Raw genomic sequence first — 22045 nt, 5'->3', positions numbered from 1 at the left:
CTCCCCATGCTTCGCCCGCGTGCCCGCACCGCCGCACAGATTCAACCAGGTGAGCGGCGCGGCGCGCAGGGGGCCGGGAGGTCAGCGGTTCGGTGTGGACCCCATGGGGGTGGCTGCCGGAGTCGGTTCCGGCGTCTGCGGCGGCCGGGTGTAGACCGGGGCCGGGGTCAGCCGCATCCCACGCTCGGCCGGGTAGGCGGACCGTATGAGAGGCGGGTGCAGCATGGCGGCGGAGCCGAGCAGCGGGAGGTAGTGACCGCCAGTCGGCGCTATGGCCGCGCCGTTTCCCGTGGGTGTCAGCGGCGGCTGAACGGCACGCTCTCCCTGGGCGGTGAGCCCCCCGGAGCCACGGCGCTCGGTGCGGTGGTCCACGCCCGTGGCCGCCGTACGCAGCGGACTGGCGCTCGGCCCGCCGGCCGCGGAGACCGAGGAGCCACCGGAGGACGAGGTGTTCAGCGCGCCGCCGATGGCGACGGCAGCCAGTGAGAACGCGCCCGCCGCGGCGAAGGCGAACCGGCGGCTGGCCCGCCGGGCGGCCGCCGCACGGTCCGCCTCATGGATACGGAAGCCACGCTGTGGCGCGAGCACGCTGCCGGACGGCAGATACGAGAAGCCCCAGCCGGACCCCGCCGGACCTTCCGGTCCGGCGGGGTCAGCGCTGGTGCGGTCATCACCGCCCGCTGGCAGCATCTGAAGCCGGGCGAGCAGTCCATCGGACGGCCCGGGCGGCGCCGTATCGGCGAAGACGCTCTTGACCCTGCGCTGGGCGTCCGCCTCCGCCTTGCAGTTGTGGCAGGTCGCCAGATGGGCGAGGACGCGCTCCCGGGACTCATGGCCCAGCTCACCGTCGATCAGTGCCGCGAGACGGTCACCCAGATGCTGCTCGGCTGTGGCACTCACTCGGTACCGCCCTCTCCCGCCCCCGCCCCGGCCGCCACCGCCGCCAGCGCGCGCTGCTCAGCGCGGTGCTCGGGCGAGCGATGTTGAAGCGCCTTACGCAGATGGGAACGGCCACGGTGGATACGGCTGCGGACCGTGCCGAGCTTCACGCCGAGCGTCGCGGCGATCTCCTCATAGGACAGCCCCTCGATGTCACAGAGCACCACCGCGGCCCGGAACTCCGGCGCGAGGGTGTCCAGCGCCTGCTGCACATCGGCGTCGAAGTGGGTGTCGTTGAAGTGCTGCTGTGGTGAGGGCTCACGGCTCGGCAGCCGCTCGGCGGCGTCATCCCCGAGCGCGTCAAAACGGATCCGCTGCTTACGCCGCACCATGTCCAGGAAGAGATTGGTGGTGATGCGGTGCAGCCACCCCTCGAAGGTGCCGGGGGTGTAGGTGGACAGCGAACGGAAGACCCGGACGAAGACCTCCTGAGTGAGATCCTCGGCGTCGTGCTGGTTTCCGGTCAGTCGATACGCGAGGCGGTACACCCGTGAGCTGTGCGTGCTGACGATCTCCTCCCAGGAAGGAGGGGTCCACGCCTTACTGTCCGCATCGGTGGAGAAGGTCGCGGTCGCCGTCGGAACTGACGGGGCCGCGGAGGACGCGGTGTCGGTGGCATGGCTGCGGTCAGCGGTGTAGGTCACGGATGTTGGCTTGACGAAAGACCGGCGGAAGCGCCTGAGCACCCCTCGGTCACTGGTCGAAGCCGCACCTCCCCTGTTGGCTCTGGTGGTGTCCAGTGGAGTCCCTACCATAGCCACCTCGCCCGTTAGCTCCGGATAAGCATTTTTAACCTGCTTTTGGTCCTGTGTCATCTGCCAGGCCCCCCGCGACCGCTCACAGCTGTCCAGTCATTTCAACGCGCGGTCCCATCAGCGGGTTCCCATGGCAGCGGATACAGTCACGGATGCGTAGTCCAGGGGGTCCACGGGGACAGGAGAGGGAAATTACCGGCAACCGGCAGACGAGCTGGGCGTTCGCCGATGCGTACGGCGCCGAGAGCGCTGTGAGCGGCGAGAACGCGGCGAACGTCGCGCTGAGCTGGGCCCGTGACCGGGCCCGGGAGGCAGGGCTGCGCTCGGTGTCGGATGGAACCGGTGCGGCGCTGCGGCTGCTGGCCGCCGCGACGGATGCCAAGGCCGTCGCGGAGATCGGCACCGGAACCGGGGTCTCCGGAATTCATCTGCTGCACGGAATGCGGCCCGACGGTGTGCTGACGACCGTTGATATCGAACCGGAACGGCAACAGTTCGCCCGCCAGGCCTTCCGCGCGGCTGGCTTCGCCGGAAACCGGGCCCGCTTTATCCCGGGCCGTGCGCTCGATGTGCTGCCCCGGCTCGCGGACGGCGGCTATGACCTCGTCTTCTGTGATGGCGACCGGATGGAGTGCCTGGACTATCTCGGCGAATCGTTGCGCCTGCTGCGGCCTGGCGGTCTGGTCTGCTTTGAGGGTGTCTTCGCGGATGGCCGCACCATCGATTCCGCCGCGCAGCCGGCCGAGGTACTGAGGCTGCGTGAACTGCTGCGCACGGTCCGGGACAGCGCGTCACTGCTGCCCTCGCTGCTGCCGGTGGGCGACGGCCTGCTCTGCGCCGTCAAGCGCGAACTGCGATAGGGGTGTCCGGTGAGGGGGCTTGTCACCAGGACCGGAAACGCCGCTGTCCCCGGGGCGTGGGGACGCTCCGGGGACAGCGGATTTATTACGGCTTGCTGAGGCGCCGGTGTTGAGATCAGTCGCAGACCTTCTTCAGTTCCTCACCGAGTGCGACCGCTTCATCTGGGGTCAGCTCGACGACGAGTCGCCCACCGCCTTCGAGCGGAACGCGCATGATGATGCCCCGCCCCTCCTTGGTCACCTCGAGCGGGCCATCGCCCGTCCGCGGCTTCATGGCCGCCATGCTCGTTCCCCTTCCTGAAACCAGCTCATCGCAGCCGACAACCCAGGTGTCACCGGCATCGAACACATTGCTTCTCAGTCATTATCCCGCATGCCATGACCCAAAGACCAACATCGGTCTGCATCTACTCTGCAACGCGCTCGCGCAAAACCACCCAATTCGGCGATCGAGCTGCGATACTGCGCCATCCGCGCCCCTGGCTGATTTGACGCAGGTCACATCCTCGCCCGTATGTCGGACCCCGGCGATCTCCGTCATGCTGTGCCCCATGGCCGACACCGTGATCTATGACGTAATCGAGGGTCTCGCGACCGTCACCCTGAACCGCCCGGATGCGATGAACTCCCTCAATACCGAGGCGAAGGTCGCTCTGCGGGACGCACTCCGGCAGGCGGCGGAGGATCCCGCGGTACGGGCTGTGCTGCTGACCGGCAGCGGCCGGGCCTTCTGCGTGGGACAGGACCTCAAGGAGCACATCAGCGCGCTTCAGATGAGCGGCGGTGGCGCGCTGAACACGGTTGACGAGCACTACAACCCCATCATCCTGGCCATCGCCACCATGCCGAAGCCGGTCGTGGCGGGCGTGAACGGCGTCGCGGCGGGTGCGGGTGCGGGCTTCGCCTTCGCGGCGGACTACCGGGTGCTCGCCGACACCGCCGCGTTCAACACCTCCTTCGCCGGTGTCGCCCTGTCCACCGACTCCGGCATGTCCTGGACCCTGCCACGTCTGGTGGGTCCGAGCCGCGCCGCCGACCTGCTGCTCTTCCCGCGCAGTGTGAAGGCGCCGGAGGCGCTGGAGCTGGGCCTGGCGAACCGGGTGGTCCCAGCGGACGAGCTGCCCGCCGAGGCGGCGGCGGTGGCACGTCGGCTCGCCGAGGGTCCGACGGCCGCGTATGCCGCGATCAAGGAGTCCCTCGCCTACGGGGCGTCCCACTCGCTGGCCGACACGCTGGCCAAGGAGAGCGAGCTTCAACTCCGCGCCGGCGGTTCGGAGGACCACCAGATCGCGGTGGAGGCGTTCGTCAAAAAGGAGACCCCGAAGTTCACCGGCCGCTGAGCCCAACGCTGCTGTCCCTGAAGTCGCAGGTGGCCACGTGGTCGTTGACCAGGCCGCAGGCCTGCATCAGGGCATAGGCCGTGGTGGGCCCGACAAAGCGGAGGCCGCGCTTCTTGAGCTCCTTGGCGAGCGCCGAGGACTCCGGGGTGCTGGCCGGGACATCGGCCAGCGTGACCGGAGCCGGGCGGACGGACCGCGGCGGCGGCGCATACGACCAGAGCAGGGCGTCCAGCTCGCCCTCACCCCATCCCGCGAGGACCCGCGCATTGCCGATCGCCGCGTCGATCTTGGCGCGGTTGCGGATGATGCCCGGGTCCGCGAGCAGCCGCTCGCGGTCGGCCTCCGTGAACGCCGCCACCTCGGCGATCTTGAAGCCCGCGAAGGCGGCCCGGAAGCCCTCCCGGCGCCGGAGGATCGTCAGCCAGGAGAGCCCGGACTGGAAGGCCTCCAGACACAGCCGTTCATACAGCGCGTTGTCGCCCCGTACCGGGCGGCCCCACTCGGTGTCGTGGTACGCGGCGTAGTCCTCCGGCTCCGCTCCCCATGGGCAGCGGAGCCGTCCGTCCGGGCCCGCCAGCGCGCCGCTCACCGCTGCGCTTCCCCGGCCGCGCCGGGCGCCTTGAAGAAGTCCGTGCGCCCCATGGCCGCGGCCTGCGCACCCGCGAGCGCGGACTCCAGCTCAGCGATGCGCGCGTCCCTCTCGGCCAGCTCGGCGCCGAGCCGGTCGAGCACCTCGTCCACATCGGCCATGCGATACCCCCGCAGCGCGAGCGGCAGCCGCAACGACTCCACATCCGCACGCCCCACCGGCCGGTTCACCGGGAGCGTCGCCATCAGCCGGTCCGGCGTTACGTCGGCCAGCCCCCCGCTCACCGTGTGACCGGTCCCGTCACCGCTCCCCACGACGGCCAGCGTGACCGTGGCGACCACCACGAGCATCGCGATCAGCAGAAACCAGAACACGGCCATCTCCCCGGAGTCCGTCGTAAACGTTCTCCCCGATCGTGCCATGCCCCACTGACCATCAGCGGATCCGGCATAGGGTCGGCTGTAGAGCGCAGAGCGTAGAACGCAGAACGGTCGGCAGAGGAAAGGACGGCGGATGCTGCGGCTGGGACGGCGAGAGTTCGGGGAGCATGAGCCGGTGATCATGGCGATCGTGAACCGGACACCGGACTCCTTCTACGACCAGGGCGCCACCTTCCGCGATGAGCCCGCACTCGCCCGCGTCGAGCAGGCGGTGGCCGAGGGCGCCGCGATCGTCGACATCGGCGGGGTCAAGGCCGGTCCCGGTGAGGAGGTCTCCGCCGAGGAGGAAGTACGTCGCACGGTCGGGTTTGTCGCCGAGGTGCGCAGGCGGTACCCCGATGTGGTGATCAGCGTCGACACCTGGCGGCACGAGGTCGGCGAGGCGGTCTGCGAGGCCGGGGCCGACCTGCTCAACGACGCCTGGGGCGGCGTGGATCCGCGGCTCGCCGAGGTCGCCGCGCGCTATCACGTGGGCCTCGTCTGCACCCACGCGGGCGGCGCGGAGCCGCGCACACGTCCGCACCGGGTGACGTATGACGACGTCATGGCCGACATCCTGCGGGTCACCGTCGGACTCGCGGAACGCGCGGTCGACGTCGGCGTACGGCGCGACGCGATCTTGATCGATCCGGGGCATGACTTCGGGAAGTCCACCCGGCACTCGCTGGAGGCGACCCGTCGGCTCGGTGAGATGGCGGCGACCGGCTGGCCCGTGCTGGTCTCCCTGTCCAACAAGGACTTCGTCGGCGAGACCCTGGACAAACCACTCAAGGAACGGCTGACCGGCACGCTGGCCACCACCGCCGTCTCCGCCTGGCTCGGCGCCCACGTCTACCGCGTGCATGAGGTCGCCGAGACCCGGCAGGTGCTGGAGATGGTCGCCGCCATCGCGGGCCACCGGCCCCCGGCGGTGGCCCGCCGGGGACTGGCGTAGGGACCTGCGCAGGACCTACTTGGTGATCAGCTCGACCGCCTCATCCACATCGTCGGTGAGGTGTACCAGCTCCAGATCCCTGGCCGTGAGCTTGCCCCCGCCCACGGCGGTGTCCCGCAGCCAGGCGAGCAGACCCGCCCAGTACTCCGAGCCGTAGAGAACGATCGGAAAGCGAGTGACCTTCCGTGTCTGTACGAGGGTCAGCGCCTCAAAGAGCTCGTCCAGGGTGCCGAGGCCGCCGGGGAGAACGATAAAACCCTGGGCATACTTCACAAAGCACGTCTTCCGCACAAAGAAGTACCGGAAGTTGACCCCGAGATCGACGTACTTGTTGAGCCCCTGCTCAAAGGGCAGCTCGATACCGAGCCCTACGGAGGTGCCACCCGCCTCGTAGGCGCCACGGTTCGCGGCCTCCATGACTCCTGGCCCACCGCCGGTGATGACCGCGAATCCGGCCTCGGCCAGCGCCCGGCCAATGGCTACGCCCGTCTCGTACTCCGGGGTGCCCACCGGCGTACGGGCGGAGCCGAAGACGCTCGCTGCGGGGCCGACCTCGGCGAGCGCGCCGAAGCCTTCGACGAACTCCGACTGGATCCGCATGACCCGCCACGGGTCCTTGTGGATGAAGTCGGAAGGGCCGACCGTGTCCAGCAGTCGCTGGTCCGTGGTCCCGGGCTGCATCTGCCCACGGCGACGCACCACCGGCCCCAGCCGCTGCTCCTGGAGCTTCCGCTCATCCGCCGAGCTGCCCATATTGTGCTCCCTCCGGCTTCGATCTTTCGGCAAGCGTACGCAGGCGGAAGTGACGTTCAACAGAATTCCGGACGAAACCCCGCCCCGGGGGACTCCCCAATTCCCACCCCTCCCCGGAACCGGGGGCTGCCGCCCCCAGACCCCCACCCCGTTGTGGGCAGTCGTTCCGCAGGGCGGAACGGGTGGGCACAACACCGCCCACCGGCCCGCACCGGGCCACCCCCGGGCCCCGGGGCGAAGCCCCGGTTTCCGGGAAGGGGCGGGATACGGGGAAACCCACCCACGGCACCCCCGCAAACCGGGCGAAGCCCCGGCACCCGCGGCGGAGCCGCGCATGGCTTACCCGGTCAGCCAGGAGCGCAGGCGGGCCTCACAGCGCAGGACCTGCCCCGTCTCCACCCGCTCATCCACCTTGTGCGCCAGATTCGGCTCCCCCGGCCCGTAATTCACCGCGGGAACCCCCAGCGCGCTGAAGCGGGAGACGTCCGTCCAGCCGAACTTCGGCTGGGGCGTGCCGCCGACCGCCGCCATAAACGCGGCCGCCGCCGGGTGGTTCAGGCCCGGGAGGGCCGCACCGGAGTGATCGTCTACGGTCAGCTCCGCCACCCCGCAGTCCGCGAAGACCTCGCGGACATGTGCGAGGGCCTGCTCACCGGTGAGGTCAGGGGCGTAGCGGTAGTTGACGGTCACCGTGCAGACATCCGGGATGACGTTGCCCGCGACACCGCCCTCGATACGGACCGCGTTGAGGCCCTCGCGGTATTCGAGGCCGTCGATGAGGACCCGGCGCGGCTCATACGCGGCGAGCTTCGCCAGGACCGGGGCGGCGCCGTGGACGGCGTTCTCGCCCATCCAGCTGCGGGCGGAGTGGGCACGCTGGCCCTCCGTGCGCAGCAGCACCCGGAGCGTGCCCTGGCAGCCGCCCTCGACCTCGCCGCTGGAGGGCTCGAGGAGCACGGCGAAGTCCCCGGCCAGCCAGTCGGGGTGGGCCGCGGCGACCTTGCCGAGACCGTTGAGGTGGGCGGCGACCTCTTCGTTGTCGTAGAAGACGAAGGTGAGATCGCGGTTCGGTTCCGGAACCGTGGCGGCGATCCGCAGCTGTACGGCCACACCGGACTTCATATCCGAGGTGCCGCAGCCCCACAGCACCCCGTGCTCATCGAGCCGGGACGGGACATTCGCCGCGATCGGCACGGTGTCGATATGCCCGGCGAGGATGACGCGCTCGGCGCAGCCGAGCTCGGTGCGGGCGACGATGTTGTTGCCGTGCCGCAGCACGGTGAGATGCGGTAGCCCGCCCAGCGCCTGCTCGATCGCGTCCGCAAGGGCCTTTTCGTCCCCGCTCTCCGAGGGGAAGTCGACGAGCTGCGCGGTGAGCCGCGCGGCATCCTGCTGGAGGTCGAGCTTGTTCGGCGCCATGCGGATGAGCCTACCGGGGCCACCGATAAGGTTGCGGCATGGCAAAGCGGCAGGCGAAAGGGGGCGGACGGCGGGCGCGGACCGTCGGCGCGTGCGTTGTGCTGCTCGGGCTCGTCGGCTACCTGGTGGTGCACTACAAGTCCACCGAGCACGGCCCGCCCCGCTGTGTGGTGCGGGGGGTGGACGGCGAGCAGCCGTATGAGATCGAGCCGCAGATGGCGCGCAACGCGGCGACCATCCAGGCGGTCGCCGCCTCCCGTGGACTGCCTGAGCGGGCGGTGACGATAGCGCTGGCCACCGCGCTGCAGGAGTCGGCGCTGCGCAATATCGACTACGGCGACCGCGACTCCGTCGGCCTCTTCCAGCAGCGCCCTTCCCAGGGTTGGGGCTCGGCCGAGCAGATCCTTGACCCGGTCTACTCGGCCGGGAAGTTCTATGACCACCTGGTGGAGATCCCGGGTTACACCCGGCTCCCGCTCACCGTCGCCGCCCAGAAGGTGCAGCTCAGCGGCTTCCCGCAGGCGTACGCCAAGCATGAGCCACGGGCCGCCCAGCTCACCGCCGCACTCACCGGTCGCCGGGCCGCCACGCTCAACTGCACCGGCAGCGGCGAACCACGGCCGGGCGACACGGCCCGGGTCCGCCAGAAGCTCACACGGGAGTTCGGCGAGGACGTACTGCCCACGGACAGCGGGACCAGCGCGGGCCGTAGCGCGCCGTCGGGTGTCATATCGATCCCGGTGCGCGCGACCGCGCGGTCCGCCGATAACGCCAAGGCGGGACCGGCCGGCACGTCCCGGCGAGGCTGGGAGCTGGCGCACTGGGCGCTGGCCAACGCGTCCGAGTTGGGCATCGAACGCATCTCTTACGGAAAGCTCGTCTGGGACGCCCGGAATTCCGCTGACGGCTGGCGAAAAAACGATAGTTCAGCAAGCACGGAAGTACGCCTCACACTGGCGAGGTAGCCCGGCGGATTACCTCGAAGGAGTCACTTTCCCACACGGCAGGCTGACTTCGGCCCCCTCCCCCGCGCAGGCGGCTCCCGCAACCGTCACAACCCTTGTCCCTACTGGGTTCTACCGCCCTTGAGCGACTCAGCACGCTGCACCGATTGCCCACTTTGCCCTACCCATATGATGCGACGCATTGCCAATCCTTTACCTGCGCGGGCCGCAACTTTCCGGGCATCCGACGCGATAGGCACTGCGTCTGACCGGGCACTGCCCCGGAGTCCCGAAATACACCTCTCCGTCAAAGGAGCAACATGTCCCTCACGCGCCGGATCGCTAAGAGCGCCCTGCTGTCAGCCGCGGGCGCCGTCTCCGTCGTCGGTGCGGCCGCCGGGTCGGCCAATGCCGTGGATGTCCCGCCGGCTCCGCAGCTGGGCGGGTTGGGCGCACTGGAGACTGTGGAGAAGGCGGACGGTGACCAGCTGGGCAACACCGTTGATGAAACGGCACAGACCACCAGCGTCGTGGCCGGGGAGGTCGGCAGCGAGGTAGTCAGGCACGGCGTCCCGGCCGCAGGTCAGGTCGCGGGCAGCCTGGGCAAGTCCGCCCTCCCGCTTGTGCAGGAGGCCGCCGGCGAGGCCAACGTCAGCAATCTGCCCGGCAAGGCCGTCCGGACCGTCACCGAGAACCTGTCGGTCGACGGGCTGCCGACCGACGTGGCCGACGCGGTGCCGACCGACGCGGTGGGCACCGCCTCGCTGGGCCAGGGCGGCGGCACCGTCGCCGGTATCCCGCTCTGACGCGTACCCCAGCACCACCAGCCAGCACGTTCAGCGGAAGGGCTCCGGGACTCACCGTCCCCGGAGCCCTTCCGCTGTCCCGGTCAGCTGTCGCTGTCCCGGTCAGCTGTTCAGCCGCCGCACCGCCTCGGCCACCCGCTCGTCCGTAGCCGTGAAGGCGACCCGTACGAACCGCTCACCGGCCGGGCCGTAGAAGTCGCCCGGAGCGACCAGGATGCCCTGCTTGGACAGCTCGCCGACCGTGTCCCAGCAGGGCTCATTCCGGGTCGCCCAGAGATACAGCGAAGCCTCGCTGTGCTCAATGCGGAAGCCCTGCTGCTCCAGCGCCCCACGCAGCGCGGAACGGCGCGCGGCGTAGCGCTCCCGCTGCTGTACGACATGAGCGTCATCGCCCAGCGCGACCACGGTGGCCGCCTGCACCGGTGCGGGCGTCATCATTCCGCCGTGCTTACGGATCTGCAGCAGCTCGCCGAGCACCGCCGCGTCACCGGCGATGAACGCCGCGCGGTAGCCCGCCAGGTTGGAGCGCTTGGAGAGCGAGTGCACCGCGACCAGGCCCGCGAAGCTGCCGCCGCAGACGTCCGGGTGCAGCACGGAAACCGGGTCGGCCTCCCAGCCGAGCTCGAGGTAGCACTCATCGCTGAAGACCAGCACCCCGTGCTCCCGGGCCCAGGCCACCGTCTCCCGTAGCTCCTCCTTGGCCAGCACCCGGCCCGTCGGGTTGGACGGGGAGTTGAGCCAGAGCAGCCTCAGCCCGGCAGGATCCAGCTCGGTCGGTGAGTCATAGACCACCGGTTCGGCGCCGGCCAGCCGCGCGCCGACCTCGTATGTCGGATAGGCCAGCCGCGGATACGCCACGCGGTCCCCCGGGCCCAGGCCCAGCTGGGTCGGCAGCCAGGCCACCAGCTCCTTGGAGCCGAGGACCGGCAGAACATTGGTGTGCTCGACACCGCGCGCCCCAAGCCGCCGCTCACACCAGCCGGTGATCGCATCACGCAGCTCGGTGGTGCCCCACACGGTGGGATAGCCGGGCCGGTTACTCGCCCCGGCCAGCGCCCGCTGGATCAGCTCCGGGACCGGGTCCACGGGCGTACCGACGGACAGATCGACGATGCCGTACGGGTGCGCGGCGGCGGTCGTCTTGTACGGCTCCAGGCGGTCCCAGGGGAAGACCGGCAGCCGGGAGGAGACGGGGGGCACGGGGCTGACTCGCTTTCTCGTTGACAAAGACCGCGGTCCCGTACAGCGTCTGCCATACGGGACCGGGTGCGGCTAGCGCAGCTGATTCACTCGCGGCTGGCTCACTCGTCGTGCTCCTGCGGCGGAAGCGCGGCGATGACGGGGTGATCGCGCTCGATCAGGCCGAGCTTGCTGGCGCCACCGGGCGAACCGAGCTCATCGAAGAACTCGACGTTCGCCTTGTAGAAATCCTTCCACTCCTCGGGAGTGTCGTCCTCGTAAAAGATCGCTTCGACCGGGCAGACCGGCTCACAGGCCCCGCAGTCGACGCATTCGTCCGGGTGGATGTACAAGGACCGCTGGCCCTCGTAGATGCAGTCGACGGGGCACTCCTCGATGCAGGCCTTGTCCTTCAGATCGACACAAGGCTGCGCGATGACGTAGGTCACGCTGTCGTTCCTCCTCGGTAGGGCTCATCTCGCGCGGGAGCGCGGCGTCGTCGATGCCCACATCTAGTATCGCCATTCCTGGGCACCAGACGAACAGGAGGGTCTAGCAGAACCGTGGAATTCACCATGAGCGGACGCCTTGAGATCCGTATTACCCCCGATGACGTGGGGAAACGTGTCTCGGTGCGTAGTTTGACCGGAGCCGGAGACCACTCCGGGAAATTCACCGACACGGTCGGTGTGCTCACATCGTGGACGCACGGTGTGCTGTGTATCACACGGCGCGACGGCGTAGCGGTCCGGCTCGCGGAAGCGCGGCTGGTAGCGGGCAAGGTCGTTCCCGCCACCCCGGCACGGCGCCGGGGGCTGCCCGCTGCGGGCGCCCGTGAGCTGGCGCGGGTCGCGGCACGGGCCTGGCCGTCGGCGGAGAGCGAGCGGCTCGGGGACTGGGAGCTGCGCGCCTCCGGCGGGTTCACCCGGCGCGCCAACTCGGTGCTGCCGCTGGGTTCGCCCGGGGTGCCCCTCGACGAGGCGCTGTCCCAGGTCATCGACTGGTACGCGGTACGTGGGCTGCCCGCGTACATCCAGCTCAGCACCGGAGCCGAGGACACGGATGAACGGCTCGCCGCCGAGCTGGCCGAACGCGGCTGGGTACGGGAGACGACCGCCGAGATACGGATCGCCGGGCTGGCCCAGCTCGCGGACCGGGACGACGGCACCGCCCAGGTCATGCTCAGCCGTTCCATCGGCGATGCCTGGCTACGCCGCTATCAGCGCTTCCGGCAGCCGGGGCCGGACGTTCTGCGGGTGCTGTGCGGCGGCCCTTCCGTATGGTTCGCGACAGTGCCGGGTGAGGAGCCCGGCAGCCCGCCCGCTGCGATCGGGCGCTGTGTGGTGGACGGCCGCTGGGCCGGATTCACCGCCGTCGAGGTCGACCCGGCGCGCCGCCGGGAGGGGCTGGCCAGCGCGGTGATGGCCGCGCTCGCCCGTAAGGCGCTGGACGAAGGAGCGTCCGCCGCCTATCTCCAAGCAGAGACCGACAATGAGGGTGCGCGCGCCCTCTATGACGGGATGGGGTTCGCCACGCATCACGCCTACCACCACTGGCGGGCTCCCCAGCACTGACAAGGCCGCACTACGCCGCACTACGCCGCACTACAAGGCCACACTGACAAGGCTCGGTACATGGACAGCAAGACGGCACGGGAACGCTTCGCGGAGGCCGCGCGCGCCGAGCGGCCCGACCTCGCCCTGCTCTGTCTGCTCATCAACGCCGAGGCCGACCCGGAAGCGGGTGAGCACGGTATCGACAGCGCGCAGGTCGAACTGGACCGGCTGACCGGGATGCTGCCCTTCGCCACACAGCGGACTCCAGCGGCCTGGGCCCGCGCGCTGACCGGGCTCCTTGGTGAGCAGGAGGGCTTCCACGGCACCCCGGCCGACTATCGGCGGCTGGAGTCCTCGCTGCTCAGCGAGGTGCTGCGGCGGCGGCGCGGGCTGCCGATCCTGCTGTCCGTGGTGTGGATCGAGGTCGCCCGACGTGCGGGCGCACCGGTCTATGGGGTCGCGCTGCCGGGCCACTTCATCGTGGGGTTCGGCGATCCAACCGGTGATCATGTCCTCGTCGACCCCTTCGCGGGCGGTCGGCTGCTCACCGAGCACGACGTCGAGCTGCTGGTCGCCGGGGCGACGGGGGCGACGCTGTCGGAGACGATGCTACGGCCGGCGGATCCGCTGGAGATCGTGCTGCGGATCCTGGGCAATATCCGCGCCTGGGCGGCGGCCCGCCCGGAACGCACGGACGTCCAGCTCTGGGCGGTGGAGCTGTCCCTGCTCCTCCCGCACCACCCGGCCCGGCTGCGCTACGAACGCGCCCGGCTCCTCGTCGACCGGGGCGACTTCCTGGGCGGCGCGGCGGAACTGGAGGAGTACGCGAACACGGTCGCCCCAATGGACCCCAAAGCAGCGGAAACCATCCGCCAAGAAGCCCACACAGCCCGCGCCCGCCTGAACTAACCACCGCTGCGGGCCGTCCGCAGGACTCTCCCCGAACCCACCCCTCCCCGAACCTGAGGGCTAACGCCCCAGACCCCCCACCCCGTGTTGTGGGCACTCGCAGCCCCGCGAGGGGCGTGGGCCCGCCCTGCTACGCAACCACCCACCCACACCAGCCACGACGCTCCGGCCCACCCCGTAACGGAGCTCGCGACGCCTGGTGGGCACAACCCGGCCACCGTCCCGCACCGGACCAACCCCGGGGCCCCGGGGCAAAGCCCCGGTTTCCGGGAAGGGGCGGGATACGGGGAAACCCACCCACGGCACCCCCGCAGCCGGGCGAAGCCCCGCCACGCGGCGCAGCCGCACACCGCACAACCGGGAAGGGGCCGGAACACGGGGCACCCACCACGGCCCCCCGAAGCCGCGGCGCAGCCGCACCGGCCAACCCTGGGGCCCCGGGGCGAAGCCCCGGTTACGGGAAGGGGCGGGATATGGGGACACCCACCCACGGCACCCGCAGCCGGGCGCAAGCCCCGCCCCGCGGCGCAGCCGCACACCGGCACAGCCGAGGAGGGGCGGGACAGGGGAACCCGCCCCGCCAGGGGCTACCGCGGATCCAGCTCGATCACCCCGACCCGCTTAGCCGGATCCGTCTCCGTCAACACCAACCGCAACGCCCCCGCCACATCCTCCGGAGTCACCGGCGTCCTACTGCCGTCCCCCCGGGTGACCTTGACACCGTCGAAGACGCTTCCATAGAGCGCCTTGAGCGCATCGAGGTCATAGTGGTCAACGAGCTTGCCATCCTTGAGCGGCCGCATCGACAGAAACTTCGGCAGTGACTTCTCCGGGCTGAAGCTGATCGACGCGTTACCCGCCTTCACCGTGACAAGCCCGGACATCGCGGGCTCCCCGAACTCCTTGATCGCGCGCTGTATTTCCTGCTCGGTGACCTTGGGCTCCTGCTTGGTCACCGGGAGGGTGATCGGCGCGTTCTTGCCGGTGGCCGCACGCTCGCGGTAGGCCTCATCGACCTCCGTGGCGGACTTGTCCGCGTCGACCGCCATATAGGCCTTGCCGGGGACGGCGATGGCCTTGCCGTTCTCGAACTTGACCATGCCCTCCCCGGCGGCACCGCCCGTACCGCCCGTATCACCCGTACCGCCCGCGCCACCGCCACCGGTGTCCGAGGTGAGATCCCGAAGCGCTGCCTTCAGCTTCTCGTCATCAACCTTGAAGGCCGGTTCGGCCTCACGGCTGCCGCCGACAAGGGAGCCGATGACGGAAATGGGGTTGTAGTCCCGGCCCGAGGCATTGCGTACGGTCGTCTCGGTGTCCAGGGCCAGCCCGGCGATACGGGGCTTGAGCTCCTTCTCGGTGCCGCCGACATCGATCGTGAGCGGCTGGGTCACCCGGTCGCCGAGCGCCGCGTTGAGCTTGTTGACGGCCTCCTGCTTGCTGGAGCCGCCGATGTCAACGCCGAGCACCGTGGTGCCGTTGGGCACATCCGCGTGATCGAGGAGCAGACCCGCGCCATAGGCGATACCCAGCACTCCAACGGCGGTGGCGCCGAAGAGCATCAGCTTGGAGCGGCCCTTCTTCGCGGGCGGCTCCCGGTCACTGAACGCGGGCGCGGCGGCAGGCTCCGGGGTGTTGAACTCCGGCGCGGCGGGGTTGGGCGGCAGTGCCGTCGGGAACGCACCGATGCGCGCCTCGTCCTCGGCCGAGGGCACCACCGGGATACCGCTGGCCAAGGTGTCGCTGACCAGCCGTTCCGGCGGCGGGGTCAGCACGGGCGGTGCGGCCGGGGGCTGCTGGGCCTGGGCGTGGGCCTGCGGCTCCTCGTTCATCCGGAACTCGGGCGGCAGCAGCGGCATATCGCCGGTGCCCGGTCCGCTGGTCGGCCCGGCGGGCGGCGTAAGGATCGACGGCGCGGACGGCGGCGGCGGAGCCGGGGGATCCGAGGCGGCCCGGGGTGGGGGCGGGGGCGGGGGCGGCGGGGCCGGAGCGGCGGGGGGCACCTGGCCGGTCGGCGTACCCCCAGGCGGCGTCGGAGGCTTGCGCGGAGCGAACCAGGAGCTGGTCTCCCGGGAGCCGCTGGCACTCGCTCTCCCCGAGCCGTTGTCGGGGGTGCTCGCCTCAGCACGCTCACCCGAGTCCACGCCACCCTCCCTGGCCTCGCCGTCACCAACCGGCGTACGCATGACGACCGGCGGAATGGGCCGGGAACCGGGGATGTTGATCCGGACCCGGGTGGTCAGCGTTGTCTCGGTCTTTGGCTCGTCCGGCTCGTTCCCCGGCGGGTACGGGCTGTCAGTTTCACGACTCAAAGCAGGATCTCCCGGTTGGATGCGCCGCCTCATCGTTCGATGGTGTTGCGAGTACGGCTCGCCGGCGCGCCCCACCTTACTTGGGGCGTCCGCCAGGGTGCCCGAGACCGCCGAATCGTGACTCCCCAGGGGGCGCCAGCGTGGCGCAGATCACAGCGGCGATCACCCCGCCGTAGAGGAAGACACCAGGACTCAGCCCCGTGACCAGGAAGTCCCCTTCCGGCCGGGACCACATGACCAGCGGTAGTACGGTGAGCGCCCACCCCGCCGCCGGGATCACGGCCCCAAGCCGGGTACGCATCAGCAGCGTTCCGCCGTAGAAGAGTCCACCGGCGGCCACCAGCGCGAGCAGCAGCCCGCCGGGAAACCAGCCACCTTGCACGAGCGTCCCCGAGACGCCCACCAGGACACCGAGTACGGCCAGAGCCGTATAGCCAGCCAGACGTGCGACGTTCACCGTTCGACCCCCGCGAAGAGATCGTCGGCGGGTTTCTCGGCTACCGCCTCCCCCTCGGGCAGGCGGTAGTACTCGGTGCCCAGGATCGGCTGGCCCAGCTCGTTGGAGAGCGCGAAGAAGGCGTCGTCCACGGTGATCTGAGTGGCGTGTGCGCGCATCGCGGCCGCCTTGGCGGCCGTACCGGCCGCACCACCGTCGATACGGGCCGCCACCTCGGCATCGTCCACAACGCCCGGCACATCGTCGGGTGTCGCGGTGGCCGGAAAGGGGTTGGCGGCGTAGGCGCCCGCGCTCAATGCCGAACGCGGCACACAGTTCCAGTAGATCCGGGCGATCCGGTGCGGAGCGCCGAGATCGGGGCGAAAGCCGCTCTCGGCGGCCAGTTCAGCGGCTCGCACAGCGACGCGGTGTGCCTGAATATGATCCGGGTGGAAATATCCGCCATTCGGGTCATAGGTGATCAGGACCTGTGGCTGTGTCTCCCGGATGATCTCCACGAGGTACGCCGCCGCCTCGTCCACCGGCGCCCGCCAGAAGCAGTTCCCCCGTTCGTTCTGCGGAGTTCCCATCATCCCGGAGTCCCGGTACCGTCCGGGGCCGCCGAGGAAACGGTGGTCGATGACGCCGAGCTCGCGCATCGCGGCGGCGAGCTCGCTGACGCGGTACGGGCCGAGCGTGTCCTCCCGGTCGGACGCCAGATGGGCGAGCTCGGGCGGAATGACCTCGCCTTCCTCGCCGAGAGTGCAGGTCACCAGGGTTACCTGGGCGCCCTCGGCGGCGTACTTGGCCATGGTTGCGCCGTTGTTGATCGACTCGTCATCGGGGTGTGCGTGTACGAGCAGCAGGCGGCGTTCCGGGCGCGTGGAGTGCGCAGTCATGGAAGCGAGCTTACGTCGACCGGGCACCGGTCAGAACTTCAGGCCACCCACCATATTGGCGACGCTCGTGGTCAGATCACTGATGGTCGGAGCCACGGAAGAGCTGGCGAGGTAGAACCCAAACAATACGCAGACCACGGCGTGCATGGCCTTCAGCCCGGACTTCTTGATCAGCAAGAAGACGATAATCGCCAGCAGCACCACCGCCGAAATCGAGAGTGCCACGGCGGTTCACCTCCAAGTACGTGCGGTCGGTACGGACAGGGCGTACGGCATGGGGATACCACGGGCTACGTGCCCGCGCATCCACGGCACGCAACTGATCATAACTTTCCGGGAGTCGGCACGGTTCGGTGCACAGGAGCAGACGGGGCGCATGGGCGACGGCGACGCCGACGGCGACCGGGCGGAAAGGCCGAAGTGCCCGCGCCGCGCTCGTGCGCGTTCGCGGGAGGCCGTATCACCCTGCCATCCGCCTGCTGACATCACTCGCGCGATACCCCGCCCGCACCCGCCGTAAAACCTCAGCGCCACGGTGTGCGACACACCGCACACCGTACGCTCGGCCCATGCCGAAGAATTCCCTGACGTTCCCGCGCCAGCTCGCCCGTACCCAGCGCTTCACCCTGGGTGCCCCAAAGGCCTTCACCGTCGCGCCGGATGGGTCACGTGTTGTCTTCCTCCGCTCCCGCGGCGGCATCGACCGGGCCCAGCTGCTCTGGGTGCACGACCTGACGGAGAACGGGGAAGCCACCGGAAAGGAAGCCGTCCGGAGGGAATATCCAGCGGCCGACCCGGACACCCTCCTCAGCGGCGCCGCCGAGGAGCTTCCCGCCGCCGAGCGGGCCCGCCGCGAGCGGAGCCGGGAGGGTGGCGCGGGTGTCGTCGGTTACGCCACGGACGCCGCCGTCGAGTTGGCGGCCTTCGCGCTCTCCGGGCGGCTCTTCACCGCCGAGCTGCGCGCGGGAACGGCCCGTGAACTGCCGGCGCCCGCCCCGGTGGTGGACCCGCGCCCATCCCCGGACGGCCGCCGTATCGCCTATGTCGCCGACCGTACGCTCCGTATCGTCGACGTGGACGGCGAAGCCGACCATGCGCTCGCCACCCCCGAGAACGCCAACGTCAGCTACGGGCTGGCCGAGTTCATCGCTGCCGAGGAGATGCAGCGCAGCCGTGGCTACTGGTGGTCCCCCGACAGCGACCGGCTGCTGATCGCCCGGGTTGACGACACCCCGGTACGGCGCTGGTGGATCGCCGACCCGGCCAACCCGGACGAGCGGCCCACCGAGGTGGCCTACCCGGCCGCTGGAACGCCCAACGCCGAGGTGACCCTGCATCTGGTCGCCGCCGACGGCGGCGCCCGCACCGAGGTCCTCTGGGACCGCGAGGCCTACCCCTACCTCGCCGCGGCGCACTGGTCGGCGGGCGGGCCGCCGCTGCTCCTCGTACAGGCCCGCGACCAGCGCGAGCAGCTCTACCTCACGGTCGATACGGAGACCGGCGCCACCACCACCGTCTACACCGAGAAGGACCCCGTGTGGCTGGACCTCTTCCCCGGGGTGCCCGGCTGGACGCCGGACGGAAAGCTGGTCCGTATCTCCGACGAGAGCGGCGCCCGCGCCCTGGTCGTCGGCGACCGGACGCTCACCGACGCCGCACTCCACGTCCGCGCGGTACTGGACATCGGCGACCGCGACGTCCTCTTCACGGCATCGTCGGCGACGGTCGGCGAAGTAGCCGTCTACCGAGCCGCGTACGCCGGTGACCGCGACGGCGGCGGGAGCGGCTACGAACGGCTCTCCGGCCTCGCCGACCCGGACCAGCCGCACTATGCCTCCGCGGTACGCGGCGGCGACACCGTCGTCACCATGACCGCGACCCTCGACCACCCCGGCGCCCGCGCCGAGGTGAACGGCCACGTCATCCCCTCCTGTGCCGAGACCCCGCTGATCACCGCCCGCCCGCAGCTCCTGCGCTCCGGCAAGCGGGAGATCCCCACGGCCGTACTGCTGCCCACCGGATACCGGGACAGCGACGGACCGCTGCCCGTCCTGATGGATCCCTACGGCGGTCCACACGGCCAGCGGGTAGCCGCCGCACACAACGCGTATCTCACCTCTCAGTGGTTCGCCGACCAGGGCTTCGCGGTCATCGTCGCGGACGGCCGGGGCACCCCGGGGCACTCCCCCGGCTGGGAGAAGGCCATCGCCCATGACCTCGCCCGCGTCACCCTGGACGACCAGGTGGACGCACTGCACGGGCTGGCCGCCAGCCACCCCCTCGACCTCAGCCGGGTCGGCATCCGCGGCTGGTCCTACGGCGGCTACCTCGCCGCCCTCGCGGTGCTGCGCCGCCCGGATGTCTTCCACGCGGGAGTGGTGGGCGCCCCGGTGACCGATATGCGGCTCTACGACACGCACTACACCGAGCGCTACCTGGGCACCCCACAGGAGCAGCCCGCGGTGTACGCGGCCAACTCCCTGGTCACCGACGAGGGCCTCTCCGGCGCCGCCGACCAGCACCGCCCGCTGATGGTGATCCACGGCCTGGCCGACGACAACGTGGTCGCCGCTCACACCCTGCGCCTCTCCTCGGCCCTCCTGGCCGCAGGCCGCCCCCACGAGGTCCTGCCGCTGTCCGGGGTGACCCATATGACGCCGCAGGAGCAGGTCGCCGAGAACCTGCTGCTGCTCCAGGTGAACTTCCTCAAGCGGTCCTTGGGCGTGGCCTGAACGCGGGTGCCGCCGGACCCGGCCGGTCCGGCGGCACATCACAGCGGTCGTGCGGCGGCTACTTCTCCAGCGCGGTAAGCGCCGGGTCAAGAATGACCGCGTCGCCGTGCGCTTCGGTGGTGCCGTCCTCCGGGAAGTGGCACGCGGTCAGGTGACGCTCACGGTTACCGGAGATCCGCACCAGCGGCGGCTCCTCCGTCGCGCACTTGTCCTGCGCCTTCCAGCAGCGGGTACGGAACCGGCAGCCGGAGGGCGGGTCGATGGGTGAGGGCACATCGCCCGCGAGCCGGATGCGCTCCCGCTCTGATGCATCGTCGCCCTCGTCCAGACTGGCTTCCGGCACCGCGGAGAGCAGTGCGTGGGTGTAGGGGTGACGGGGCGCGTTGTAGATCGCGTCCCGGTCACCGATCTCCACGATCTTGCCGAGATACATCACCGCCAGGCGCTCCGAGAAGTGCCGCACGATCGCCAGGTCGTGGGCGATAAAGACAAACGCGATGCCCAGTTCGCGCTGCACCTTCTGCATCAGGTTGACCACCTGGGCCTGAATGGAGACATCGAGCGCGGAGACCGGCTCGTCCGCGATGATCAGCTTCGGTTCCAACGCAAGCGCCCGGGCGACACCGATGCGCTGCCGCTGGCCACCGGAGAACTCATGCGGAAAGCGGTTGTAGTGCTCGGGATTGAGGCCGACGATCTCCAGCAGCTCACGGACCCGGTTCTCCCGGCCTCCGGGGGGATTGATCCCATTGACCTCCATGGGACCGCCGATGATCGTGCCGACCGTCTGCCGCGGGTTCAGCGATGAGTACGGATCCTGGAAGATCATCTGGATCTCGGAGCGGATGGGGGCCAGCTGTTTGCGGCTGGCGTGCGCGATGTCACGGCCACGGTAGTTGATCGTGCCAGCGGTGGGCTCCAGCAGCCGGGTCAGCATCCGTCCGGTCGTTGACTTACCGCATCCGGACTCACCGACCAGACCGAAACTCTCGCCGGGGTAGACATCCAGGTCGATTCCGTCGACCGCCTGCACCGCGCCGACCTTCCGCTTGAACGGAAAACCGCCGTAGACGGGGAAGTGCATGGTCAGCCCCTCAGCACTGAGGAGGGGTTCATCCTTGGCCGGGACGGTGTCCTGCGGCTCGGTCAGGGCGAGTTCGTCACTCATATCTGGTTTCTCCCTAGCCCAGCCGGGGCTTGATCTGCTCGATGAAGAAGGTCTGCTTCTGTTCAGTCGTGAGGTGGCAGGCAGCCCCACGCCCAGTCGGCAGATCCGGCCGGTCGCCGGTGCAGCGGTTGCCACCGACCTCATCAGTGAATCCGCAGCGCGGGTGGAACGCACATCCGGGCGGCGGGTTGAGCAGTGAGGGCGGGTTGCCCGGGATCGGGACCAGTTCCTCGTTCACATCGCTGTCCAGCCGCGGCATGGAGGACAGCAGCCCCCAGGTATACGGGTGCTGCGGGGCCCGTAGCACTTCGGCGACTGTGCCACGTTCCACGGCCCGGCCGGCGTACATCACCATGATGTCGTCGGCGACATTGGCGATGACGCCCAGGTCATGGGTGATGAAGACGATCGCGGAACCGAACTCCTGCTGCAGATCCCTGAGCAGATCGAGGATCTGCGCCTGAACGGTCACATCCAGCGCGGTGGTCGGCTCGTCGGCGATCAGCAGATCGGGATCGCAGACGAGCGCCATGGCGATCATCGCCCGCTGCCGCATGCCGCCGGAGAACTGATGTGGATAGTCGTCCACGCGCAGCTTCGGCTGCGGGATGCCCACCTTCTCCAGCATCTCCATGGCGCGCAGCCTGGCCTCACGTTTGCTCGCGCCGGTGTGCTTACGGTACGGCTCGGCGATCTGCCGGCCCACGGTGTAGAAGGGGGAGAGTGCGGTCAGCGGATCCTGGAAGATCATCGCCATCTTGTTGCCGCGCAGCCCCTCCAGGGTCTTCTCGCTCGCCCCGGTCAGCTCCTGGCCGTCCAGCACGATCTCACCGGTGATGGTGGAGCTCTTGGGGTTGTGCAGACCCAGGATGGAGAGGTTGGTCACCGACTTCCCGGAGCCGGACTCTCCGACGATGCCCAGTGTCTTGCCGCGCATGAGATCGAAGGAGAGACCGTCGACCGCCTTGACGATGCCGTCCTCGGTGGAGAACTGAACGTGCAGGTCGCGGACCGAGAGAAACGATTCCGACTCGGTCGGGGCCGGGACGTCCTCAGTCGTGGTGAGTGTGGTCAC

At 69.8% G+C, this 22045-nt stretch carries 23 protein-coding genes; 8 read left to right on the top strand and 15 right to left on the bottom strand.

Annotated elements, in window-relative coordinates:
- Positions 1 to 81 precede the first annotated feature (81 nt).
- Both test1122_RS18295 and sigE read right to left on the bottom strand, forming a co-directional pair.
- Positions 82 to 900 (bottom strand): zf-HC2 domain-containing protein, encoded by an 819-nt coding sequence (locus tag test1122_RS18295; protein WP_232270250.1) that lies wholly within the window; start codon positions 898 to 900, stop codon positions 82 to 84.
- The gene (gene sigE, locus test1122_RS18290; protein ID WP_232270249.1) at positions 897 to 1694 is read right to left on the bottom strand and encodes an RNA polymerase sigma factor SigE; all 798 of its coding nucleotides are present in this window, start codon (positions 1692 to 1694) and stop codon (positions 897 to 899) included. Before sigE ends, test1122_RS18295 begins: the two co-directional genes overlap by 4 nt.
- Positions 1695 to 1846: 152 nt before the next feature.
- On the opposite strand from sigE, the gene test1122_RS18285 reads away from it, so the two are divergent.
- The gene (locus test1122_RS18285; protein WP_232270248.1) at positions 1847 to 2554 is read left to right on the top strand and encodes an O-methyltransferase; all 708 of its coding nucleotides are present in this window, start codon (positions 1847 to 1849) and stop codon (positions 2552 to 2554) included.
- A 115-nt stretch (positions 2555 to 2669) separates the two neighbouring features.
- Here test1122_RS18285 and test1122_RS18280 read toward each other — a convergent pair whose 3' ends face one another.
- On the bottom strand, positions 2670 to 2837 hold the full coding sequence (locus tag test1122_RS18280; RefSeq protein WP_191210935.1) for a DUF3117 domain-containing protein: 168 nt from the start codon (positions 2835 to 2837) through the stop codon (positions 2670 to 2672).
- Between the two features lie 268 nt (positions 2838 to 3105).
- Here test1122_RS18280 and chcB point away from each other — a divergent pair, with 268 nt between their 5' ends.
- On the top strand, positions 3106 to 3894 hold the full coding sequence (gene chcB, locus test1122_RS18275) for a 2-cyclohexenylcarbonyl CoA isomerase (protein ID WP_232270247.1): 789 nt from the start codon (positions 3106 to 3108) through the stop codon (positions 3892 to 3894).
- On the opposite strand, the gene test1122_RS18270 is transcribed toward chcB, so the two are convergent.
- Together test1122_RS18270 and test1122_RS18265 are read right to left on the bottom strand one after the other, a co-directional pair.
- The gene (locus test1122_RS18270) at positions 3881 to 4483 is read right to left on the bottom strand and encodes a DNA-3-methyladenine glycosylase I (protein WP_232270246.1); all 603 of its coding nucleotides are present in this window, start codon (positions 4481 to 4483) and stop codon (positions 3881 to 3883) included. The genes chcB and test1122_RS18270 overlap by 14 nt on opposite strands.
- Entirely contained in the window at positions 4480 to 4863 is a 384-nt protein-coding gene (locus test1122_RS18265) for a DivIVA domain-containing protein (protein ID WP_232270245.1), read from the bottom strand. The genes test1122_RS18270 and test1122_RS18265 overlap by 4 nt, the downstream gene beginning before the upstream one ends.
- Positions 4864 to 4996: 133 nt before the next feature.
- Between test1122_RS18265 and folP the strand changes: the two genes are divergently transcribed.
- A complete protein-coding gene (gene folP / locus test1122_RS18260) occupies positions 4997 to 5857 on the top strand; it encodes a dihydropteroate synthase (protein ID WP_232270244.1) in 861 nt (286 codons plus the stop codon).
- A gap of 15 nt (positions 5858 to 5872) precedes the next feature.
- Here folP and test1122_RS18255 read toward each other — a convergent pair whose 3' ends face one another.
- Positions 5873 to 6610: an LOG family protein gene (locus test1122_RS18255; RefSeq protein ID WP_232270243.1), complete on the bottom strand. Its 738-nt coding sequence runs from the start codon at positions 6608 to 6610 to the stop codon at positions 5873 to 5875.
- 339 nt (positions 6611 to 6949) lie between these two features.
- Entirely contained in the window at positions 6950 to 8029 is a 1080-nt protein-coding gene (gene dapE / locus test1122_RS18250) for a succinyl-diaminopimelate desuccinylase (RefSeq protein WP_232270242.1), read from the bottom strand.
- Positions 8030 to 8067: 38 nt separating this feature from the next.
- Here dapE and test1122_RS18245 point away from each other — a divergent pair, with 38 nt between their 5' ends.
- Together test1122_RS18245 and test1122_RS18240 are read left to right on the top strand one after the other, a co-directional pair.
- Entirely contained in the window at positions 8068 to 8994 is a 927-nt protein-coding gene (locus tag test1122_RS18245) for a VldE C-terminal domain-containing protein (RefSeq protein WP_232270241.1), read from the top strand.
- 299 nt (positions 8995 to 9293) lie between these two features.
- Complete coding sequence (locus tag test1122_RS18240; RefSeq protein ID WP_232270240.1) at positions 9294 to 9779, top strand: ATP-binding protein; 486 nt, start codon at positions 9294 to 9296, stop codon at positions 9777 to 9779.
- A 102-nt stretch (positions 9780 to 9881) separates the two neighbouring features.
- Here test1122_RS18240 and dapC read toward each other — a convergent pair whose 3' ends face one another.
- Together dapC and fdxA are read right to left on the bottom strand one after the other, a co-directional pair.
- On the bottom strand, positions 9882 to 10979 hold the full coding sequence (gene dapC / locus test1122_RS18235) for a succinyldiaminopimelate transaminase (protein ID WP_232270239.1): 1098 nt from the start codon (positions 10977 to 10979) through the stop codon (positions 9882 to 9884).
- Between the two features lie 101 nt (positions 10980 to 11080).
- Positions 11081 to 11407: a ferredoxin gene (gene fdxA, locus test1122_RS18230; protein WP_232270238.1), complete on the bottom strand. Its 327-nt coding sequence runs from the start codon at positions 11405 to 11407 to the stop codon at positions 11081 to 11083.
- A gap of 114 nt (positions 11408 to 11521) precedes the next feature.
- Between fdxA and test1122_RS18225 the strand changes: the two genes are divergently transcribed.
- On the top strand, positions 11522 to 12532 hold the full coding sequence (locus test1122_RS18225; RefSeq protein ID WP_232270237.1) for a GNAT family N-acetyltransferase: 1011 nt from the start codon (positions 11522 to 11524) through the stop codon (positions 12530 to 12532).
- A 60-nt stretch (positions 12533 to 12592) separates the two neighbouring features.
- Entirely contained in the window at positions 12593 to 13423 is an 831-nt protein-coding gene (locus test1122_RS18220) for a transglutaminase family protein (protein WP_232270236.1), read from the top strand.
- A 587-nt stretch (positions 13424 to 14010) separates the two neighbouring features.
- Here the strand turns inward: test1122_RS18220 and test1122_RS18215 are convergent.
- From test1122_RS18215 to test1122_RS18200, 4 genes are all read right to left on the bottom strand, one after another.
- Entirely contained in the window at positions 14011 to 15735 is a 1725-nt protein-coding gene (locus test1122_RS18215) for a hypothetical protein (RefSeq protein ID WP_232270235.1), read from the bottom strand.
- 76 nt (positions 15736 to 15811) lie between these two features.
- Positions 15812 to 16192: a DUF6113 family protein gene (locus test1122_RS18210; protein ID WP_232270234.1), complete on the bottom strand. Its 381-nt coding sequence runs from the start codon at positions 16190 to 16192 to the stop codon at positions 15812 to 15814.
- Positions 16189 to 17070 (bottom strand): N-acetyl-1-D-myo-inositol-2-amino-2-deoxy-alpha-D-glucopyranoside deacetylase, encoded by an 882-nt coding sequence (gene mshB, locus test1122_RS18205; RefSeq protein ID WP_232270233.1) that lies wholly within the window; start codon positions 17068 to 17070, stop codon positions 16189 to 16191. The genes test1122_RS18210 and mshB overlap by 4 nt, the downstream gene beginning before the upstream one ends.
- Positions 17071 to 17100: 30 nt before the next feature.
- Positions 17101 to 17295, bottom strand: a complete 195-nt coding sequence (locus tag test1122_RS18200) for a hypothetical protein (protein ID WP_232270232.1) — start codon at positions 17293 to 17295, stop codon at positions 17101 to 17103.
- A gap of 344 nt (positions 17296 to 17639) precedes the next feature.
- Here test1122_RS18200 and test1122_RS18195 point away from each other — a divergent pair, with 344 nt between their 5' ends.
- Complete coding sequence (locus test1122_RS18195; protein WP_232270231.1) at positions 17640 to 19802, top strand: S9 family peptidase; 2163 nt, start codon at positions 17640 to 17642, stop codon at positions 19800 to 19802.
- Positions 19803 to 19860: 58 nt separating this feature from the next.
- On the opposite strand, the gene test1122_RS18190 is transcribed toward test1122_RS18195, so the two are convergent.
- Positions 19861 to 20970, bottom strand: a complete 1110-nt coding sequence (locus test1122_RS18190) for an ABC transporter ATP-binding protein (RefSeq protein WP_232270230.1) — start codon at positions 20968 to 20970, stop codon at positions 19861 to 19863.
- A gap of 13 nt (positions 20971 to 20983) precedes the next feature.
- Positions 20984 to 22045 (bottom strand): ABC transporter ATP-binding protein, encoded by a 1062-nt coding sequence (locus test1122_RS18185; protein ID WP_232270229.1) that lies wholly within the window; start codon positions 22043 to 22045, stop codon positions 20984 to 20986.

The sequence above is a fragment of the Streptomyces gobiensis genome (assembly GCF_021216675.1).
GTDB classification, from domain to species: domain Bacteria; phylum Actinomycetota; class Actinomycetes; order Streptomycetales; family Streptomycetaceae; genus Streptomyces; species Streptomyces gobiensis.
This window is presented reverse-complemented; position numbering and strand designations above follow the sequence as displayed.

What these genes read in the sequence shown, in the direction of transcription:
- test1122_RS18285 (WP_232270248.1), top strand. Translation starts at nt 1,847, where the DNA reads ATGCGTAGTCCAGGGGGTCCACGGGGACAGGAGAGGGAAATTACCGGC.
- test1122_RS18255 (WP_232270243.1), bottom strand. Translation starts at nt 6,610, where the DNA reads ATGGGCAGCTCGGCGGATGAGCGGAAGCTCCAGGAGCAGCGGCTGGGG.
- test1122_RS18190 (WP_232270230.1), bottom strand. Translation starts at nt 20,970, where the DNA reads ATGAGTGACGAACTCGCCCTGACCGAGCCGCAGGACACCGTCCCGGCC.
- test1122_RS18195 (WP_232270231.1), top strand. Translation starts at nt 17,640, where the DNA reads ATGCCGAAGAATTCCCTGACGTTCCCGCGCCAGCTCGCCCGTACCCAG.
- test1122_RS18280 (WP_191210935.1), bottom strand. Translation starts at nt 2,837, where the DNA reads ATGGCGGCCATGAAGCCGCGGACGGGCGATGGCCCGCTCGAGGTGACC.
- test1122_RS18245 (WP_232270241.1), top strand. Translation starts at nt 8,068, where the DNA reads ATGGCAAAGCGGCAGGCGAAAGGGGGCGGACGGCGGGCGCGGACCGTC.
- test1122_RS18220 (WP_232270236.1), top strand. Translation starts at nt 12,593, where the DNA reads ATGGACAGCAAGACGGCACGGGAACGCTTCGCGGAGGCCGCGCGCGCC.
- folP (WP_232270244.1), top strand. Translation starts at nt 4,997, where the DNA reads ATGCTGCGGCTGGGACGGCGAGAGTTCGGGGAGCATGAGCCGGTGATC.
- dapE (WP_232270242.1), bottom strand. Translation starts at nt 8,029, where the DNA reads ATGGCGCCGAACAAGCTCGACCTCCAGCAGGATGCCGCGCGGCTCACC.
- test1122_RS18240 (WP_232270240.1), top strand. Translation starts at nt 9,294, where the DNA reads ATGTCCCTCACGCGCCGGATCGCTAAGAGCGCCCTGCTGTCAGCCGCG.
- test1122_RS18265 (WP_232270245.1), bottom strand. Translation starts at nt 4,863, where the DNA reads ATGGCCGTGTTCTGGTTTCTGCTGATCGCGATGCTCGTGGTGGTCGCC.
- sigE (WP_232270249.1), bottom strand. Translation starts at nt 1,694, where the DNA reads ATGGTAGGGACTCCACTGGACACCACCAGAGCCAACAGGGGAGGTGCG.
- mshB (WP_232270233.1), bottom strand. Translation starts at nt 17,070, where the DNA reads ATGACTGCGCACTCCACGCGCCCGGAACGCCGCCTGCTGCTCGTACAC.
- chcB (WP_232270247.1), top strand. Translation starts at nt 3,106, where the DNA reads ATGGCCGACACCGTGATCTATGACGTAATCGAGGGTCTCGCGACCGTC.